The sequence below is a fragment of the Bradyrhizobium manausense genome, from assembly GCF_018131105.1.
Lineage (GTDB): Bacteria > Pseudomonadota > Alphaproteobacteria > Rhizobiales > Xanthobacteraceae > Bradyrhizobium > Bradyrhizobium manausense_B.
The window spans coordinates 1169440-1184501 of record NZ_JAFCJI010000002.1 but is presented as its reverse complement, the minus strand read 5'-3'; the positions used below and the strand labels follow the sequence as shown (position 1 = coordinate 1184501).

General features: G+C 64.5%; 13 protein-coding genes and 1 pseudogene. 11 read left to right on the top strand and 3 right to left on the bottom strand.

Going from position 1 to position 15062, the window contains the following annotated elements:
- Window positions 1-15 precede the first annotated feature (15 nt).
- Window positions 16-642: an NUDIX hydrolase gene (locus JQ631_RS25880; RefSeq protein WP_212330892.1), complete on the top strand. Its 627-nt coding sequence runs from the start codon at window positions 16-18 to the stop codon at window positions 640-642.
- 56 nt (window positions 643-698) lie between these two features.
- Window positions 699-1916 (top strand): hypothetical protein, encoded by a 1218-nt coding sequence (locus JQ631_RS25875; RefSeq protein ID WP_212330889.1) that lies wholly within the window; start codon window positions 699-701, stop codon window positions 1914-1916.
- A gap of 55 nt (window positions 1917-1971) precedes the next feature.
- Here the strand turns inward: JQ631_RS25875 and JQ631_RS25870 are convergent, their stop codons facing one another.
- A complete protein-coding gene (locus tag JQ631_RS25870; RefSeq protein WP_212331606.1) occupies window positions 1972-2274 on the bottom strand; it encodes a hypothetical protein in 303 nt (100 codons plus the stop codon).
- A gap of 193 nt (window positions 2275-2467) precedes the next feature.
- Between JQ631_RS25870 and JQ631_RS25865 the strand changes: the two genes are divergently transcribed.
- From JQ631_RS25865 to JQ631_RS25845, 5 genes are all read left to right on the top strand, one after another.
- Window positions 2468-2947, top strand: a complete 480-nt coding sequence (locus JQ631_RS25865; RefSeq protein ID WP_212330886.1) for a hypothetical protein — start codon at window positions 2468-2470, stop codon at window positions 2945-2947.
- 181 nt (window positions 2948-3128) lie between these two features.
- Window positions 3129-4076 carry a TAXI family TRAP transporter solute-binding subunit gene (locus tag JQ631_RS25860; RefSeq protein ID WP_212330883.1) on the top strand — a complete coding sequence of 316 codons (948 nt, stop codon included), beginning with the start codon at window positions 3129-3131 and terminating at the stop codon, window positions 4074-4076.
- 170 nt (window positions 4077-4246) lie between these two features.
- Window positions 4247-6361 (top strand): TRAP transporter permease, encoded by a 2115-nt coding sequence (locus JQ631_RS25855; protein WP_212330880.1) that lies wholly within the window; start codon window positions 4247-4249, stop codon window positions 6359-6361.
- Window positions 6322-6741, top strand: a complete 420-nt coding sequence (locus JQ631_RS25850; protein WP_212330877.1) for a DUF1850 domain-containing protein — start codon at window positions 6322-6324, stop codon at window positions 6739-6741. The genes JQ631_RS25855 and JQ631_RS25850 overlap by 40 nt, the downstream gene beginning before the upstream one ends.
- 12 nt (window positions 6742-6753) lie before the next feature.
- The gene (locus JQ631_RS25845; RefSeq protein WP_212330874.1) at window positions 6754-7560 is read left to right on the top strand and encodes an SDR family NAD(P)-dependent oxidoreductase; all 807 of its coding nucleotides are present in this window, start codon (window positions 6754-6756) and stop codon (window positions 7558-7560) included.
- Between the two features lie 18 nt (window positions 7561-7578).
- Here JQ631_RS25845 and JQ631_RS25840 read toward each other — a convergent pair whose 3' ends face one another.
- Complete coding sequence (locus tag JQ631_RS25840) at window positions 7579-9156, bottom strand: cation:proton antiporter (RefSeq protein WP_212330871.1); 1578 nt, start codon at window positions 9154-9156, stop codon at window positions 7579-7581.
- Between the two features lie 70 nt (window positions 9157-9226).
- Between JQ631_RS25840 and JQ631_RS25835 the strand changes: the two are divergent.
- From JQ631_RS25835 to JQ631_RS25820, 4 genes and pseudogenes are all read left to right on the top strand, one after another.
- A pseudogene (locus JQ631_RS25835) lies at window positions 9227-9986 on the top strand (hypothetical protein).
- 125 nt (window positions 9987-10111) lie between these two features.
- Window positions 10112-11494, top strand: coding sequence for a tetratricopeptide repeat protein (locus JQ631_RS25830; RefSeq protein ID WP_212330867.1), 1383 nt, complete (start codon window positions 10112-10114; stop codon window positions 11492-11494).
- A gap of 218 nt (window positions 11495-11712) precedes the next feature.
- Window positions 11713-13623 carry a propionyl-CoA synthetase gene (locus tag JQ631_RS25825; RefSeq protein WP_212330864.1) on the top strand — a complete coding sequence of 637 codons (1911 nt, stop codon included), beginning with the start codon at window positions 11713-11715 and terminating at the stop codon, window positions 13621-13623.
- Between the two features lie 119 nt (window positions 13624-13742).
- Window positions 13743-14012, top strand: a complete 270-nt coding sequence (locus tag JQ631_RS25820) for a hypothetical protein (RefSeq protein WP_212330861.1) — start codon at window positions 13743-13745, stop codon at window positions 14010-14012.
- A gap of 223 nt (window positions 14013-14235) precedes the next feature.
- Here the strand turns inward: JQ631_RS25820 and JQ631_RS25815 are convergent, their stop codons facing one another.
- The gene (locus JQ631_RS25815; RefSeq protein WP_212330858.1) at window positions 14236-14931 is read right to left on the bottom strand and encodes a DUF1013 domain-containing protein; all 696 of its coding nucleotides are present in this window, start codon (window positions 14929-14931) and stop codon (window positions 14236-14238) included.
- Window positions 14932-15062: the final 131 nt, after the last annotated feature.

Here is a 15062-nt window from a genome sequence, read left to right as displayed (position 1 = left end):
GTGTAGTCAAGCATCATGAGAGCCTTCGGCGATGCCACCAGACGGAATATCGCGGACGCCTGCGCCTCCTTTGCGCGGCTGCCGGATGCGGCCGAGCCGTCGACGCTGAAGCGCGCCGCGGTGGTGCTGGCGCTGACCGAAGCGAACGACGGCGACGACACGGCGTTTCTGCTGACCAGACGCGCATCGAGCTTGCGCTCCCATCGCGGCCAGTGGGCACTGCCCGGCGGACGCTGCGATGCCGGCGAGACGCCGGTCGAGGCGGCGCTGCGCGAACTCGACGAGGAGCTCGCGCTCGGGCTTCCCGCCGACGCCGTGCTCGGCTTGCTCGACGACTATCCGACCCGCTCGGGCTATCTGATCACGCCGGTCGTGGTCTGGGCTGCGAACAGTGCCGCGATCAAGCCGAACCCGGACGAAGTCGCCTCCGTGCATCGCATCGCGCTCGACACGATCGAGCGCGACGACGCCTTCGACTTCACCGCGATTCCCGAAAGCACCCGGCGCGTGATCCGCTTCCATCACCAGATGAGCCTTATTCACGCGCCGACCGCGGCGCTGATCTACCAGTTCCGCGAGGTGCTGGCGGGCCGCCACACCCGCGTCACCGATCTGGAACAGCCGGTGTTCGCCTGGAAATAGCGATGGTAAACGGCACGTTAACGTGACGGTTACCGGATGCCTGCTAAGAGGGCAGCATGCATCATTCGATTCGAATACATCTGGCGCTGGTTCCACTCGCGCTCGTCCTGCTCGTCCCCGCTGCGCGTGGCGGCGAGGCCGATGCGCTGCCATCAGCCGTCCGCAATGCCAACGCCCAGCTGCTGTCGCAGTTTTTTGCGCAAGGCGGAGGCGCATCGCCCGCCGTGCTCGAATATCGTCGCAAGCTGGCCGAGTATCAGCAGATCCGCGGCGCCTTCGATGCCGAGGCCGGCGCCTATTGGAGCCAGGTCACGGAGAAGCGCAAAGGGCGTAACGCCAAACGGCGCAGCGGACAGCAGATCACGCTCGACGATTACGTGCTGGACCAGCCGCCGGTTTATACCGGGCCGAAGCGGCCGGTGAATCCGGAGCCGGAGGAAACGCCGACCCGTCCGCCCCGCAAGCCGCTTCCGGTCGCCTCCGATCTGCTCCGCGCCGCGCAGGACCTGTATCAATTCACGCCGCAGCGACCGACCTCCGAGGTCGAGTTCAAGCGCGCCTATGCACGCTACGCGCTGGCCTCCGGGCTCACGCGCGAACAAGCCGTGCGCGTCTATTCGTTCGAGACCGGCGGTACCGGCAATTTCGACGTGCAGGCGGGCATCGAGCATGGCGGCAAGCGCGCGATCTCGACAGCGATGGGTTACAACCAGCTGCTCACCACCAACAGCGTCGAGCTGCTGGCCGAGCAGGGCCATGAGTTGATCCGTGCGCTGTCCGACAAGGTGGCGCGCAGCTCAGGGCCGGCGCGCCAGTCGCTCGAGCACAAGCTTGCTGTTCTGAAGAAAATGGTGGCGCACGCGAAGTCGGTGCCGGACTCCTGGTCGGAGCATGAGAAGATCGGCGACACGGCGCAGGGCTGGGCCATGCATGCGATGGTGCTCGACGTCGACATCGGGCCGATGCTGCAGACTCATAAACTGCTGACCTCGGTGCTGTTCGCCCGCGCCAAGGGCTACACCCGTCCGCTCACGGCCGCCGAGCTCGAGATGATGAACCTCACCGGCGACGGCACAGGCCTCGACATGGTGACGATGCCGCAGGCGATGCGCGAGCAGGTGCCGACCTCGAATTTCTTCCAGCGTGGCGGCTACGAGCGCAACCCGGTGGCGATCCGCCACAACACGGTGGCGAAGCTGCTCGCGGTCACGGACGCGCGGATGGATTCGAACAGCAACAATGCCGGCGCACGGGAGCTGGCGGCGGCGTTTTGAAACCGTCATCCCGGCGAGGCCGGGACGACACCGAGTTTGTGCAGCCGGCGCGCCCCTACTGATCCGGCCCGAACTTGAACCGGCCGTCGCCTTCCAGATATTGCCCGCTGCGCATGTAGAGCTGGCCGTTCTGGCCGATGAAGAACAATGTGCCCTTGGGCACCTTCTTGGCGCCCTTCAGCAGCTCACCGGCATTGCTGGTGCCCATCTTGTAAGAGAAGGTCTTGCCTTCCTTGTCATAGGCATAGCCCGTGTCCGGCTTGAGCTCCCACGGCGTTGCCGCTTTTTGTGCGCATGCGGGAGCGACCAGCGCGCCCAGCGCGGCCGCGATCGCAAATGTCTTGATTGAAAATGCCATCATCCATCCTCACCACCAGCGGGGTGCCCGTTTGAACAAATCACGAACGGTGTCTCCGGGTCAATTCGCGATGACGCCGCAGCGCATCACGTCTTGCCCAGCAGTTTGTGATTTTCCCTTCGTCCCCTCGCGACTATGTTCCGCTTTCAGTCTAGAACGCAACACGACAAAGATATTGGTGGGGATGATTCGAATGCGCCATGTCATTAAACTTTGCGGAATCGCTTTGATGTCGCTGACGGCACTGGCGCCGGCCGCCCGGGCCGATGACTTCCAGCTCAGCCACAACCAGCGCATTTCGTGCAGCCGCGGCCTTGCCCCGGGCAAGCTCAACACCGCGACCTGCAAGTCCTACACCTATCTCTTCAACACCAAGACCTCGGAATATTTCCGCTGCCAGGTCTCGCTGGCGCTGACCCGCGACAACAAAGAGGTCATCAACGTCCAGACCGACGGCGGCTGCACCAAGAAGCCGCGCATCTTCGAGACCGACGGCAAGTATGATTTCGACGCGACCGAAACCGAGCCGCCGAACACCAACTCCTTCTTCGGCCCCGGCGGCTATTCGGTCTGGGCGGCTGATATGACGGCGCAGAAGATCCGCGGCTGCATCACCATTTCCTCCGGCCTCGGCTCCGACATCTCCAAGTGCCTGGACATGACCTTCCAGTGAGGGCCTCGACGTCGGCAAGGCGCAGGCCGGCGATCGGCTGCGCCACGTCGCCGCACCCGCCGGGTTCCATCAAAACCCAGCTAAAACAAATGCTTCCGCAGCCCTGTTTTGCCTTTTGGATGGGTTGACCCGCTCGCCTCATCCGGCCAATTTCGCCGCCGGTTTGGGGAGAATAACAACCATGAAACGGACGATTTTCGGCGCGGCCGCGGCTCTTGCTCTGGCGGCGTCGGCACCTTGCGCGCAAGCGCAATCCTTCATCAACGTGCTGACCGGGGGCACCTCCGGCGTCTACTATCCGCTGGGCGTCGCGATCGGAAAGATCTACGGCGACAAGATTCCGAACGTGAAGACGCAGGTGCAGGCCACCAAGGCGTCGGTCGAAAATCTCATTCTGCTCCAGCAGGGCCGCGGTGAGCTGGCGTTCACGCTGGGCGACTCGCTGAAAGCCGCCTGGGAAGGCGACGAGGAAGCGGGCTTCAAGACCAAGCTCGACAAGCTCCGGACGATCGGCGCGATCTATCCGAACTACATCCAGATCGTCGCGACCGCCGAGAGCGGCATCAAGACGCTGGCCGACCTCAAGGGCAAGAGCCTCTCGGTCGGCGCGCCGAAGTCGGGCACCGAACTGAACTCGCGCGCGATCCTGGCCGCCGCCGGCATGACCTACAAGGATCTCGGCAAGGTCGAATATCTGCCGTTCGCCGAATCGGTCGATCTGATGAAGAACCGCCAGCTCGCAGCGACCCTGCAATCGGCCGGCCTCGGCGTGGCCTCGCTGAAGGATCTCTCGACCTCGGCCCCGATCACGGTGGTGGCGGTCCCGAAGGAGGCCGTCGACAAGATCGGCCCGCCCTTCATCTCGGCGACCATCCCGGCCAACACCTATACCGGCCAGGACAAGGACGTGCCGACCGCGGCCGTGGTCAACTACCTCGTCACCTCTTCGGCGGTGTCGGACGATCTCGCCTATCAGATGACAAAGCTGGTCTACGAATCGCTGCCGGAGCTCGCCAACGCGCATGCGGCGGGCAAGGAGATCAAGCTCGAGACGGCGGCCACCGGCAGCCCGATCCCGCTGCATCCCGGCGCGATCCGCTATTACAAGGAAAAGGGCCTGATCAAGTAGGGTCAGTTCTCTCAACAGGACGCGTCATGGCCGGGCTTGTCCCGGCCATCCACGTTCTGAAGCCATACTGCGAAGTTTCATTGATGCCCGGGACAAGCCCGGGCATGACGGCGCGGGGGACACCGTGCCAAAGTCGTTAGACGTCATGCTGGACTGGGGCGATTCGAAAAATGCTGGAAAAGGCAGAGGGTACCGACGCGGCGCCCATCAAGGTTGAATTCGACAATTTCGAGCACGGTTTTCCGGAAGGCTTTGGCCCGGGCTGGTGGGGCACGCTCTCCTACTGGATCGGTATCGCCTTTGCGACCTTCCAGCTCTATGTCGCGGCGTTCAACTATCTGCCGAGCCAGGTGGTGCGCGGTGTCCATGTCGGCTTCCTGGTCCTGCTGACCTTCGGCCTGATCGCCAATTTCACCGCGAAGAGCAACGCCGGCCGCGCGCTCGGCTGGCTGATCGGCGGCGCCGGATTCTTCTGCGGCCTCTATCAATGGATATTCTACGCCGATTTGATCGCGCGTGACGGCGATCCGACCAGGCTCGACCTCGTCGTCGGCACGCTGCTCGCAGTGCTGATCTTCGAGGGCACTCGGCGGCTGATGGGCGCGGCGCTGCCGCTGATGTGCGGTGCGTGTCTGGTCTACTGGTTCTTCGGACAGTATCTGCCGTCGCCGCTGAATCATCGCGGCTATGATTTCGACCAGATCATCACGCATCTGTCCTACGGCACCGAAGGCTTTTACGGCGTGCCGATCTACGTCTCGGCGACCTATATCTTCCTGTTCATCCTGTTCGGCTCGTTCCTGGAGCGCGCCGGCATGATCCAGCTCTTTACCGACGTCTCGCTCGGCCTGTTCGGCCGCACCCGCGGCGGTCCGGCCAAGGTCGCGGTGTTTGCATCGGGCATGATGGGCACGATCTCCGGTTCCGGCGTGGCCAACGTCGTCACCGTGGGCCAGTTCACGATTCCCTTGATGATCAGGTTCGGCTACCGCCGCGCGTTTGCCGCCGGCGTCGAGGCGACGGCTTCGATGGGCGGGCAGATCATGCCGCCGGTGATGGGCGCGGTCGCCTTCATCATGGCGGAGACGCTCGGCGTCCAGTACTCGGAGATCGTGAAGGCGGCCGCGATCCCTGCGGTGCTCTATTTCGCCTCCGCGTTCTGGATGGTGCATCTAGAAGCCGGCAAGCACGGGCTCGTCGGCATGAAGCGCTCGGAGATCCCGAGCGCCTGGAAGGCGCTGGTGACGCGCTGGTACCTCGTGCTGCCGCTTGCAGCTTTGGTCTACATGCTGTTCGAGGGCTTTACCCCGCTCTATGCCGGCAGCATGGGGCTTGCGCTGACGGTGACGCTGATTCTCGGCGCCAGCATCACGGCCGGCGCGTCCTCCATGGTGATCCGTACCATTTTCTGGGTCGGGCTTGCGCTGGTCGTGGCCGCGCTGTCGCGCGACGGCCTCCAGATCGTGCCGGTCGCCAGTGTCGTCGTCGGACTGATCGTGATCACGGCCTTCATCCGCGGCGGTCTCAAGGCCCTGCGTGAATGCCGCGATGCTCTCGCCGAGAGCGCTAAATCCGCGATCACCGTCGGCATGGCCTGCGCCATCGTCGGCGTCATCATCGGCATGATGTCGCAGACCGGTGTCGGCACCATCTTCGGAAGCTGGGTGATCGGGCTCGGCGAGAAGAGCCTGTTCCTGGCGCTGATCATGACCATGCTGCTGTCGATCCTGCTCGGCACCGGCATTCCGACGATCCCGACCTACATCATCACCGCCGCGCTCGCAGCGCCCGCGCTGGCGAAGCTCGGCGTGCCCCTGATCGCGAGCCACATGTTCGCGTTCTACTACGGCATCATGGCCGACCTCTCGCCGCCGGTTGCGCTGGCTGCGCTTGCTGCCGCACCGATCGCCAAGGAGAATCCGGACAAGATCGGCTGGGAGGCGATGCGCATCGCGCTTGCCGGCTACGTCATCCCCTTCATCTTCGTCTATTCGCCGGCGCTGATGCTGCAGGCGGGCGATCCCATGGTGGCCACGCTCGGCTTCTATGGCGCGGTGGCGCTGGCGACCTTCAAGGCGCTGGTGGCGATCGCGCTGTTCGGGATGGTCGCGATCGGTTTCCTGTTTACGCGGCTGTCGCTGCTTGAACGCGTCGTCGCGCTCGGCGCCGCGATGTGCCTGCTCGGCGACTTTCCGTTCAGCGACACTGCGGGCTTCATTCTCTCCGCAGCGATCGTGCTGTGGCAATGGCGGCAGCGTCCGCCTGCAGTCATCGAGGCCGCGTGAGCCTCTGCTTCGCGACAGCCGGCGGCGTGAAGGCGCTGGCGCTCTCCGCGTTCACGCTGGTGTGGACGCATTCGATTGCGAAGGTCGACTGGCAGGAAGACTGGCGCGTGACGCCGGCCGGCCTCGAGCTGGTGCAGGCCCGCGTCAAGGGCACCGGTCCCGGCATGGAGCCGCCGCCCGAGGCGCGGCTGGTCGATGGCTGGTTTCAATGGCAACCGAAACGCGCGCCGATGCAGGAAGTGATCCTCGGCAATTCCGGCGCGGCCGGCGAATGGCGGCTATGCCATGACGGCACGTGCCGGACGCTTTCGGACATTGTCGGCCATCCCATCGGTGCTAACGTGACGAAGATGAGCATCTGCGACGAACAGCAGAAATAAAGGAGACGCGCGATGGACCGGCTCAAGGGCAGGATTGCGATGGTGGTGGGCGCCGGCTCGATCGGGCCCGGCTGGGGCAACGGCAAGGCGACCGCGGTGACCTTTGCGCGCGAGGGCGCGCAGGTGTTTTGTGTCGACCGCAACGGCGCTGCCGCCGAGGAGACCGCCGGGATCATCACCGGCGAAGGCGGCAAGGCGACCGCGTTCACGGCTGACGTCTCGCGCGCGAGCGAAATCGAGGCGATGGTCGCTGCGTGCCTCAAGGCTTATGGCCGCATCGACGTGCTCGACAACAATGTCGGTATCGCCGAGATGGGCAGCGTGGTCGACGCCGGCGAGGAGAGCTGGGACCGCGTCTTCACCGTCAATCTCAAGAGTGCCTTTCTCACCATGAAGCACGTCATCCCCGTGATGGTGAAGCAGGGCGGCGGCTCGATCATCAACATCTCCTCGATCGCCTCGATTCGCCATGTCGGGATCTCCTATGTCAGCTACAACGCCAGCAAGGCGGCAATGAACCAGATGACGCGCACCACCGCGATCGAGTTCGCGCGGCATCATGTGCGGGTGAACGCGATCCTGCCCGGCCTGATGAAGACGCCGATGGTCGAGCATTCCGCCGGCCTCGCCAACAGCTACGCCAAGGGCGATGTCGAGGCGATGTGGCGTGCGCGCGATGCGCAGGTGCCGATGGGCCACATGGGCGACGCCTTCGACGTCGCCAACGCTGCGCTGTTCCTGGCGTCGGACGAGTCGAAATATGTGACGGGGATCGAGCTGGTGGTCGACGGCGGGATCACGAGCAAGGCGGGGGCCTAAGCTCCGCCCCACGCTCCGCTATCCCCCCGCGCTCAATTCCGCCCGATCCAGCTCTTCCTCGATCCGGTGAAACGCATCATCGCCGATCACTTCGGTGGCACGCAGATCGAAGATCGTTTTGCGCGCGGCCTCAATGGCGCGACGGCGCAGGGGATCGGCGGGGAGTTCGCCGTTGGCGATGCCGCCGTGCGGATCGTCGTCGGCCTGCATCAGGATGGCGCGGTACTCGAGCCTGAGGATTTCGGCTTCCTCCGACGGATCGTCCTCGATCGCGTCGAGCGCGGCGCGATAGGCGATCGCGCGGGCGCGCGCGACCTCGATACCGACGGGATCGTCGTCCTTGAGGCCGAAGGCCAGGATCAGCGGCCGCAGTGTCAGGCCCTGGATCACCAGCGAGCCCAGCACCACCGCGAAGGCGATGAAGACGATGAAGTCGCGATAGGGAAAGTTTTCGGGCAGCGCAAAGGCGGTTGCGAGCGTGACCAGGCCGCGCATGCCGCACCAGGAGATGATGAGGCCGCCCTTGGGCGAGGCGACCTGCTTGGGATCCTTGGGATGATAGATGCCCCGCGCGATCAGGAAGCGCAGCGTGGTGCGATAGAATGTGATCCAGAGCAGCCGGACCAGAATGACCGTCGCCAGGATCCAGGCCGCAGCCACGCAATATTCCCAGCGGACGTCAGCGTCGAGCTTCGTCCAGATCGGCCGCATCTGCATGCCGATCAGCATGAAGGCGAGCACGTTGAGCACGAACACCGTCGTTTCCCACACCGCATAAGAGGGCACCCGCAGCCGCGCCGGCATGCGCAGCCCTGCCGAGCGCGCGATCGTCATGGCGTAGACGACGATGGTGAGGATGCCGGAGAGGCCGAGATGCTCGGCGGCGATCCACACCATGAAAGTGGTGGCGAACTGCACGATGATCGCGCTCGGCGCTTCCTTCACGCGTTCCATGAACAGCGGAATGATGCGGCCCGCGACAAGACCGGCGATCACGCTGCCGACCAGCCCCAGCGCAATCGTCGGCGCGACCTCGCTCCATTTGAGGTGCTCCATGACGACCGCGCCGACCGCGATGCGATAGATCAGGAGCGCACTGGCGTCGTTGAGCAGGCTCTCGCCCTCCAGCACCTTGACCATGCGGTAGGGCAGCTTCACCTGGCTCAGGATCGCGACCGCAGCCGCAGCATCCGGCGGCGCGACGATGGCGCCCAGCGCCACTGCGGCGGCCCAGGGCATGTCCGGGAAGAGTCGATGCGCGACATAGGCCACGCCGACCGTGGTCAGACCGACCGCGGCCACGACCAGGGTCGAGACCGGAACCCAGTTCTTGCGCAGATCGCGCAGCGAGGTGTCGAAGGCGGCATCGAGCAGGACCGGTGCGACAAAAAGGGCCAACGCCAGATCGGGTTCGAGCGTCCAGGACGGGCTGTTCGGCACGAAGGCGATCAGCGCGCCGCCAATGGCGAGAAAGGTCGGGTAGGGGACCTTGATCCGCCGTGCCAGCGCCGATAATGCAACGGCGCCGAGCAGAAGCACGATGATCCATTCGAATGTCGACAAGTGGGTCCCCGAAACCGATGTGAGCGGCGCCACAGGCTAGCACCAATCCGGCCGTATGGTGGATAGTGCAGCCAGAAAGCAAGACCTTCCGACTGCAGCGAGCATGCGTTTTCAGAAATTCATTCAGATGTCAGGGGCCGTTGTGCTCATTATGCTCTCGTCCGACGCGGCTCATGCCGCAACCGGGGGCGAGCCGGCCGCCGTCGTGCAAGTCGACATCGCGGCATGCCTCGCCGCGACGGCCACCGACGACATGGACAAGGCAGGCCCGGCCTGCGCCGCCGTCATCGACAACGAGAAGACCGCAAAGCCCGATCTGATCAAGGCGCTGGTTGCGCGCGGCGCGCTGCTGGCGCTGCACGACCAGATCGACCGCGCCATCGCGGATGACAGCCGCGCATTGCTGCTCGATCCGGCGCTGGCCGACGTCTTTAATGCGCGTGGCGAGCTCTGGCTGAAGAAGGGTGACAAGCCCAAGGCGGTGCTGGATTTCGGCGCGGCGCTCCGGATCGATCCGAACCACGAAAAAAGCCAATCACAAGGCGATGGCGCGCGAGATCGAGCGGATCGGCGCGCAGATGGCGGTCGCCGGCAAGCCGAGCTTCCCTTGCTCGGGCGTGCGCCGCCCCGTCGAGAAGGCGATCTGCGGAAATCGCGAGCTCGCGGATCTCGACAGGGAGGTATATGCCGCCAATGCGCGCGTGATCCGCGAGGCGCGCAACGCGGGCGAGGCGAAGAAGCTCCAGCACGAGCAGGATGACTTCATCGCCCGCCGCAACGCCGGCTTCGGCCGGCCAGGATATGATCTGAAGAAGGCGATGCAGGACAGGCTGCAGCGACTGAATGGGGTGGACGGGTATTAAGTTGACCCCATAGGAGGTGGTCATGCCGGGACAAGCCCGGCCATGACGGTGAGAAACGCCCCAATTTGAACCCATCCCATGCCCGCCGCGACAATTGGAAAACCTGATGTCACGGAGTTTTCGCCATGTGCGGCACGCGTTCTTCCGCGCAAATGTCCTCGCTCGCAAATAGCCCGCTACGCACCTTTCTCCTCGGCGCGGCGATCAGCCTTGCCTTCGCCGCGCCGGCATCGGCGGCCGACTGCGCGACGGGCAGCAAAGCTGCTCCGGTGGACGTCATTTCGGCGTGCAGCGCCATCATTGACCAGGCCTCAAATCCGAATTCCGACCGCGTTGCAGCGCTACTGGTTCGGGCCGACGCCAATGCGAGGACCTCCGGTGGTCTCACGCAGGCGCTGCGGGATATCGACCGCGCCATCGCGCTCGATGGCAAGAATTCGCGCGCCTGGCGCCTGCGCGGAGACCTTTTGCGCGAGGCCGGCGGCGATCTCAACCGCGCCACATCAGATCTCAGCAAGGCGATCGAGCTCGATCCGCAGGACGCCGAGGCCTATGAGCTGCGCGGCGTCGCCTACACCAACCAGCGCCGGCTCGATCGGGCGATCGCCGATTACGATCAGGCCATCAAGCTGAAGCCGGACTACGCGCAGGCCTGGTCCGATCGCGGCGCGACCTATTACCTCAACGGCGACAACGACAAGGCGGTTGCCGATCTCAGCCAGGCCTTGCTGCTCGATCCGAACCGGGCGCGCAGCTACACCAATCGCGGCGCCGCCTACAAGAAGCTCGGCCAGCTCGACAAGTCGGTTGCCGACGACAGCGAGGCGATCCGGCTCGATCCGAAAGTGCCGGAGTATTATGATAATCGCGGGCTCTCCTATGCCGCGATGAAAGACTACGACAAGGCGATCGCCGACTATGACCAGGCGCTGCGTCTGGCCCCGCGGCCGAACTTCTTCACCAACCGTGGCGATTCCTACCAGTTCAAGGGCGAGTTCGGCGCAGCGCTCAGCGACTACGAGGCCGCGCTGAAACTCGATCCCAACTTCGCGAAGACCTACAACAACCGCGCCGTGCTCTATTCCAAGATGGGCGACCGCAAGAAGGCGCTGGCCGATTACGAGACGGCGCTGCGGCTCGACCCCGGTAACACGAATGCCGCGGATGGCCGCCGCACCATGATGGCGGAGATCGCGAAATTCGGCGCCGCGCCGCCGCAGCCGCTGGCCGCGAATTCAGGCAACGGCCCGTCATTCGATTGCGCCGATGCCAAGCGCGAGGTCGAGAAGGTAATCTGCGCCGATCCGCAGTTGGGCGCGCTCGACCGCCAACTCGCCGAGACCTATGAGCGGGTGCTGAAATCGATGAGCCGGCGCTCGGCCGCTGATCTGCGCAAATCCCAGCACGAGTTCCTCGCCATCCGCGACGCCAGCTTCCGCCGTCCCGGCTACGATCTGAAGAAGGTCATGCAGGACCGGTTGCAGCGGTTGAATGCAATGGCGGGCTAGGGGCTCTTCGCCTCTTCCAGCAAGCCGAGCGAGGAGCACACCATCCGCGCAACCGCTGCGCCTCCTCCAAAAGGCTCATCCTTTTCAGCTTGAACCGCGGCCCGTTCCCGGGAAAATACCCCTCAAATGACGCCGGTCCTTGATCCCAGTCATGGCGGGAGGCTCGTCCTGCCGGTCAGGTCGAGGCCAGGCGAACAAAGGGAACGGGAGCGCCGGGAATGAACGTCCAGGGAAAGAGTCGATATCACGAGGTCCATGCGCGCTCGCTGGCCGATCCCGAAGGTTTTTGGGCCGAGGCGGCGAAGGAGATCGACTGGATCGAGCCACCGAAGACAATCTTCGATGCCACCCAGGGCGTCTACGGCCGCTGGTTCGCCGGCGGCGTCGTCAACACCTGCTACAACGCGCTCGATCGCCATGTCGATCGCGGCCGTGCCGATCAGGTCGCGCTGATCCATGATTCGCCGCTGACGGGCAGCGTCACCAAATTCACCTATGGCGAACTGCTGCACGAAGTGCAGGCGCTCGCTGCGATCATGCAGGATTTCGGCGTCGCCAAGGGCGATCGTGTCATCCTCTATATGCCGATGGTGCCGGAGGCCGTGGTCGCGATGCTGGCCTGCGCCCGGATCGGCGCGGTGCATTCCGTGGTGTTCGGCGGCTTTGCTGCGAAGGAGCTCGCCACCCGCATCGACGATGCGCAGCCGAAGCTCATTCTCTCGGCGAGCTGCGGCGTCGAGCCCGGCCGGATCGTGCAGTACAAGCCGCTGCTCGACGAGGCGATCAAGCTCGCGACGGCGAAGCCCAAGGCCTGCATCGTGCTTCAGCGTCCGCAACTGATCTGCGATCTCGCGCCGAAGCGCGACTATGATTGGGCGAGCCTGCGCCGCAAGGCGATGAATGACGGCAAGAAGGCGGCTTGCGTGCCGGTCGCGGCGACCGACCCGCTCTACATTCTCTACACGTCGGGCACGACCGGCATTCCCAAAGGCGTGGTGCGCGACAATGGCGGGCATCTGGTCGCGGTGAAATGGTCGATGTTCAACCTCTATGGCGTCAAGCCGGGAGAGGTCTGGTGGTGCGGCTCCGATATCGGCTGGGTGGTCGGCCACAGCTACATCATCTATGGCCCGCTGCTGCATGGGGCGACCTCGATCATGTATGAGGGCAAGCCGATCGGCACGCCCGACGCCGGCGCGTTCTGGCGCGTGATCTCCGAGCACAAGGCGGTCGCCTTCTTCACCGCGCCGACCGCGTTCCGCGCCATCCGGAAAGAGGATCCGGACGGCAAGTTCATCCGGCAATACGATCTGTCGAACTTCCGCACGCTATTCCTTGCCGGCGAACGCGCCGATCCGCCGACGGTGGAATGGGCCGAGCAGCAGCTGAAAGTGCCCGTGATCGACCATTGGTGGCAGACCGAGACCGGCTGGTGCATCGCCGGCAATCCGGTGGGTCTCGGGATGCTGCCGGTGAAGCATGGTTCGCCGACGGTGCCGATGCCGGGTTATCAGGTGGACGTGGTGGATGAGGCATCGAAGCCGTTGCCTGCGAACACCATGGGCTCGATCGTGATCAAACTGCCGATGCCGCCGGGCTGTTTGCCGACGCTGTGGAATCAGGATGCGCGCTTCAAGGAAGCGTATCTGAGCGAATTCCCCGGCTACTACAAAACCTCGGACGCCGGCTACAAGGACGAGGACGGCTATATCTTCGTCATGGGCCGCACCGACGACATCATCAATGTCGCGGGCCACCGCCTCTCCACCGGCGGCATGGAGGAGATTCTGGCGTCGCACGCTGATGTCGCCGAATGCGCCGTGCTCGGCATCAAGGATTCGATCAAGGGCGAGGTGCCCTGCGGCTTCCTGGTGCTGAAAGCCGGCGTGAAACGTGCGCCGGCCGAGATCGAGAAGGAGATCGTCGCGCTGGTGCGCGACCGGCTTGGCCCGGTCGCCGCGTTCAAGCTCGCCATCACCGTGGGTCGTCTGCCCAAGACGCGCTCGGGCAAGATCCTGCGCGGCACGATCAAGAAGATCGCCGACGGCGAGGCCTGGACCATGCCGGCCACGATCGAGGATCCCAAGGTGCTGGACGAGATCGGGGAGGCGTTGAAGGGGAGGGTGTGAGGAGATCACCGCCGTCATCACCCGCTTTCGCGGGAAATGACGGCGCGTGAGGGATAGCGTCAGGGACTTACAATCTCCTCATTCCGCGCTAAACAGGCTTGGTCAGCAAAGGACCACGTATGCCACTCGCCACCGCGCCGCGCCTGCTTGCAGCTGTCCTGCTCGCCATGGCCCTCTCCGCCTGCTCCGCGCGTTACCAGACGCCGGTCGCCATGGGCGGTGACGACGATGACGCGGTGTGCCAGAGCCGCGGCTATGCGTCCGGTTCGCCCGAATACGTGGCCTGCCGCAAGGACCGCGACGTCCAGCGCAATGCGGCGATTTCCCGCGCCGATCGCCGTCAGCGCGATCTCGGCGAATACATGCTGAACCATCCGGACCGGCCGTAGATCACTCTGTCGTCCCGGCGAAGGCCGGGACCCATACCGCGTGATCTATCGATTGTGGGCAGTAGCTGTACCGAACTGCGGATCGTCGCCAAAACTCCTCCCTGTGATTATGATTCCCGGCCTTCGCCGGGACGACAGTGGAAGGTGTGGGAGCAGCCCAAAACAAAAACGCGGCGGATTTTCCCGCCGCGTTTTGTGTTTCGATGACGAAAGGGAGCGAGGATTACTCCTCCTCTTCCTCGTGCTTCTTGCCGCCGAGGGTCTTGAGCTTGGCGAACACGGCGTCGACGTTGAGGTCGTCGCTCGACTTCTCCGACGTCTCGTACTCGTCCTTTTTGGTGGTCTCCGAAGCCGGCAGCAGCGTCGCGCCGCCATAGGCTGCGTCGATCGGCTTTTCCTTGGCCGCGCGCGCCACTTCGAAATCGAGCTCGATCTGCGAGCAGAGGCCGAGGGTCACAGGATCGATCGGGGTCAGCTGCGACGTGTTCCAGTGGGTGCGGTCGCGGACGCTTGCGATGGTGCTCTTGGTGGTGCCGACCAGGCGCATGACCTGGGCGTCCTTGAGCTCCGGATGGCTGCGCAGCAGCCAGAGGATCGCGCTGGGGCGCTCGTGACGGCGCGACACCGGGGTGTAGCGCGGGCCCTTGCGCTTGGGCTGCGGCGGCAGCACGACCTTGCTCTCCTGGAGACGGAGCCGGTAGTCTTGGTTCTTCTCGCCCTTCTCGATCTCCTCGCGGGTGAGCTGGCCGTTGGAGATCGGGTCGCTGCCCTTGATGCCCTGCGCCGCGTCGCCGTCGGCGATCGCGCGCACCTCGAGGGGGTGCATCTTGGTGAAATCGGCGACCTGGTCGAAGGTCAGCGCGGTGTTGTCGAGCAGCCAGACGGCGGTCGCCTTGGGCATCAGAGGTGCGTTGCTCATGGCAAATCTCCTTTGTGCTTCGCCCACCCCTTTTGGAGGCGAAACCGGTGGTCATCAGCGATGACAGGGAATTCGCGCTATATAAGCCCGGAGGGGGTAGCCACGCAATGGTTCTGCTATAGATAGTGCCT